The following is a 3897-nucleotide window of genomic DNA, read 5'->3' on the forward strand; positions in this document are numbered from 1 at the left end:
GACCAGGACGGCGGCAGCGCGGAACGGATTTTCGCCAACCAGAAGCACGACGAAGCCGGCGACGACGAAGGCAACGGCGAGATTGATTACCGGGATCAGCCCGTAATCGGCCCAGGCCGGCAGCTTGGCGTAAGGCGTGCTCATTCCGCCGCCTCCTGGCGCTCGACGCCGGCCATCAGCAGGCCGAGCTCGCCTTCGGTCGCCTCCGGTCCGCGCTCGCCGACGATGCGGCCGGCAAACATCACCAGGATGCGGTCGGACAGCGAGCGGATCTCGTCGAGCTCGACCGACACCACCAGCACCGCCTTGCCCTGGTCGCGCATGGCGATGAGCCGCTTATGGATGAATTCGATGGCGCCGACATCGACGCCGCGCGTCGGCTGACCGACGATCAGCACGCCCGGATCCTGCTCCATCTCCCGGGCCAGCACGATCTTTTGCTGATTGCCGCCGGAGAAATTGGCGGTCTTGAGCCGGCAATCCGCCGGACGGATGTCGTATTTGGTAATCTTGTCCCTGGCGTCGTTGCGGATCGCGTCTATGTCGAGGAACGGCCCCTTCAGATATCGTTCGTCGTCGTGATAGCCGAGGATCGAATTCTCGTTCTCCTCGAAGGCCAGCACCAGCCCGACATGATGACGGTCTTCCGGCACATGGGCGAGACCGCGGTCGCGCAGCTCGCCGGGATCGGCGGCCCCGGTGAGATCGATCGGCTTGCCGTCGAGCATGACGGAGCCCGAGACGGCGCGCCTGATCCCGGAAATCGCCTCGAGCATTTCGGATTGCCCGTTACCGGCGACGCCGGCGATGCCGACGATCTCCCCGGCGCGCACATCGAAGGAGATGTCGTCGACCATGGTGACGCCGCGGGAATCCTTCACTGTCAGGTTCTTCACCGCGAGCTTGACGCCGCCGGCTTCCGCCTCGCCCTTCTCGACCCTGAGCAGCACGCGGCGCCCGACCATCAGCTCGGCCAGTTCCTCGACTGTCGTCTTCCTGGTTTCCCGTGTCGCCACCATCGTGCCCTGGCGCATGACCGAGACCGTGTCGGTGATCGCCATGATCTCGCGCAGCTTGTGGGTGATCAGCACGATCGTTTTACCCTGCTCCTTCAACTGCTTGAGGATGCGGAACAGATGGTCAGCTTCTGCGGGCGTCAGCACGCCCGTCGGCTCGTCGAGGATCAGGATTTCGGCGCCGCGATACAGCGCCTTGAGGATTTCGACACGCTGCTGCAGGCCAACCGGCAACTCCTCGATGATCGCGTCGGGATCGACCTCCAGCCCGTATTCGCGCTCGAGCCGTTCCAGCTCTGATCGCGCCTTGGTGATGCTCCTCTTCAGCAGGGCATCGCTTTCTGCGCCGAGAATGACGTTTTCCAGCACCGTGAAATTGTCCACCAGCATGAAATGCTGATGCACCATACCGATGCCGAGCGCGATGGCGTCGTTTGGCGTCTTGATCGACGCCGGCTGGCCGCCGACGCGGATCTCGCCGCTGTCGGCCTGGTAGAAGCCATAGAGGATCGACATCAGCGTCGACTTGCCGGCGCCGTTCTCACCGACAATGCCGTGGATGGTGCCGCGCACGATCTCCAGATTGATGTCGCGGTTGGCGCGCACGGCGCCAAAACTCTTGTTGATGCCGATCAACTCGATTGCGGCTTGCGCCATGCAGCCTGTCCCACTCTTATTTTTTTATCGCTTGGTCAAAACGCCTAGCATGACGCCCCGTCTGTGCCAATTGGCCGGAGCAGCGTTACTCTCGACAAATCCCCGCCCGCTTGTCAATTTCGAACGTGGCCGCGGCCTTCACAACGCTATCGCATCGGCCTGAAAATCGGGTTGGATTTTCAGCAGCACGACGCGAAGATTGTAAGGCTTGGAGCGTATTTTCGGCGTCCAATTGGACGCATGTCGCTCTAATGTGGCGAATCCCGAAATTCGCATCTCTTGAGCGCTGTGCAGCAAGAAACCGAGGTTTTTCAGATGACCATGCCCTCCGACCGGCTGACGACGCTGGAAATCCGCGCCGCCGAGCAGGAGAAGATCATCGACGAACTGTCCGGCCAGATCGCCGAGCAGTGGAAGGTGATCGAGCGCATGCAGCGAAAGCTCGATGCGCTGACCGACCGCTTCCTGGCGCTGGAGGAACAGGCCGCACCCGACGTGCCGGTGACCAAGCCGCCGCATTGCTGAGCATACTGAGAAAAGCAAACCGCCGGGCTTTCACCCGGCGGTTTCGATCAGATCGGCAATCTCACGATCAATAGGGGCAGGCATTGTCCGACATGTAGTCGTGCACCTTGATAGTACCGGCGATGATGTCGGCCTTGGCCTTTTCGACCGCCGCCTTCATCGCGTCGTCGACAAGCGCCTTGTTGTTGTCGTCCATAGCGTAGTCGACGCCGCCTTCCTTGAGGCCGAGATCGTTGATGCCGCCGGTGAACCTGTCGTTCTTGGCGTCCATGAAGGTGTTGTAGACGGCGACGTCGACGCGCTTGACCATGGAGGTCAGCACCTTGCCGGGCTGCAGGCCGTTCTGGTTGGAATCGACGCCGATGCCGAGCTTGCCGGCGTCGGCTGCCGCCTGCAGCACGCCGACACCGGTTCCGCCTGCCGCCGCGTAGATCACGTCGGCGCCCTGGTCGATCTGCGTCTTGGCGATCTCGCCCCCTTTGGCCGGATCGTTCCAGGCTGCCGGCGTGTCGCCGGTCATGTTCTGGATCACATCGGTGGCGCCGGCCGCTTTGGCGCCGCCGACATAGCCGCAGCCGAATCTGCGAATCAGCGGAATGTCCATGCCGCCGATGAAGCCGACCTTTTTGGTCTTCGAGGCCATCGCCGCCATCACCCCGACGAGATAGGAGCCTTCCTGCTCCTTGTAGACGACGGAGCGGACATTGGGCTTGTCGACGACCATGTCGATGATGGCGAACTTGGTCTCGGGAAACTCGACGGCGATCTTCTCCAGCGCATCTGCCCAGGAGAAGCCCGCCATGGCGATGGGATTGCGGCCGTCCTCGGCGAAACGGCGCAGTGCCTGCTCGCGCTGGGTCGCGTTGCTGACCTCGAATTCCACATAGGCGATGCCGGTTTCGGCCTTGAACTTTTCGGCGCCATTGTAGGACGCTTCGTTGAATGACTTGTCGAACTTGCCGCCGAGATCATAGAGAAGTGCTGGCTGAATGTCCGCGGCGAAGGCCGGAAGAACCATCGCAGTTGCGGCCAGGAGGCCGAGAACGATACGTTTCATGTGATCCACACCCTGTCGGTTATTTTTTCCGTTATGCACCGCCTGCCTGCCCGGTTCTCCGGCAGGCATGCGACATCAGACAGGAGTGTCTTCCTCCCGCTTCGGGCCAATCTGGCACGGCCCGAAACAAAATTCACGCGGAATTTTGACCTTTGGAAAAGCGTGGCGCCGTGTCCCGGCGCCACGGATCATCGTCTCGCCAAAGGCCTCAAGCGGAGACGGCAGCCGGGATGGCGCAGGTCACGCCGGTGCCCTGCAGATTGCAATAGCCGTAGGGATTCTTCGCCAGATATTGCTGGTGGTCTTCCTCGGCGAAATAGAACTCCGGTGCCGGAGCAATCTCGGTGGTGATCCTGCCGCGGCCGGCGCCGCGCAACGAGGCCTCATAAGCGTCATGCGATGAGATCGCCGCCTGGTGCTGCGCATCGCCAAACGTGTAGATCGCCGAGCGGTAGGTGGTGCCGACATCGTTGCCCTGGCGCATGCCCTGCGTCGGGTCGTGGCTTTCCCAAAACAGCTTCAGAAGCTGTGCATAGGACACGATCTTCGGGTCGTAAACGACGAGCACGACTTCGGCATGGCCCGTAAGGCCGGTGCAAGTTTCCTGGTAGGTCGGGTTGGGGGTAACGCCACCCGCATAGC

General features: G+C 62.0%; 4 protein-coding genes and 1 pseudogene. 1 reads left to right on the plus strand and 4 read right to left on the minus strand.

Annotated elements, in window-relative coordinates; all coding sequences use genetic code 11:
- Together EOA86_RS25700 and EOA86_RS25705 are read right to left on the minus strand one after the other, a co-directional pair.
- Positions 1–144: pseudogene (locus EOA86_RS25700) on the minus strand (ABC transporter permease); the annotation flags it as partial.
- A complete protein-coding gene (locus tag EOA86_RS25705) occupies positions 141–1673 on the minus strand; it encodes an ABC transporter ATP-binding protein (RefSeq protein WP_128344255.1) in 1533 nt (510 codons plus the stop codon). The gene EOA86_RS25705 and the pseudogene EOA86_RS25700, both read right to left, overlap by 4 nt.
- Positions 1674–1988: 315 nt before the next feature.
- On the opposite strand from EOA86_RS25705, the gene EOA86_RS25710 reads away from it, so the two are divergent.
- Positions 1989–2198: a SlyX family protein gene (locus EOA86_RS25710; protein WP_128344257.1), complete on the plus strand. Its 210-nt coding sequence runs from the start codon at positions 1989–1991 to the stop codon at positions 2196–2198.
- A gap of 67 nt (positions 2199–2265) precedes the next feature.
- Here EOA86_RS25710 and EOA86_RS25715 read toward each other — a convergent pair whose 3' ends face one another.
- Complete coding sequence (locus EOA86_RS25715) at positions 2266–3255, minus strand: BMP family ABC transporter substrate-binding protein (protein ID WP_128344259.1); 990 nt, start codon at positions 3253–3255, stop codon at positions 2266–2268.
- Positions 3256–3463: 208 nt separating this feature from the next.
- Positions 3464–3897: peptide-methionine (S)-S-oxide reductase MsrA (gene msrA, locus EOA86_RS25720; protein ID WP_128344261.1), on the minus strand; the 434-nt coding region annotated here is incomplete at its 5' end.

Origin of the sequence: Mesorhizobium sp. M5C.F.Ca.IN.020.32.2.1 (assembly GCF_004023105.1) — a bacterium.
In the GTDB taxonomy this organism is placed as follows: Bacteria; Pseudomonadota; Alphaproteobacteria; order Rhizobiales; family Rhizobiaceae; genus Mesorhizobium; species Mesorhizobium wenxiniae.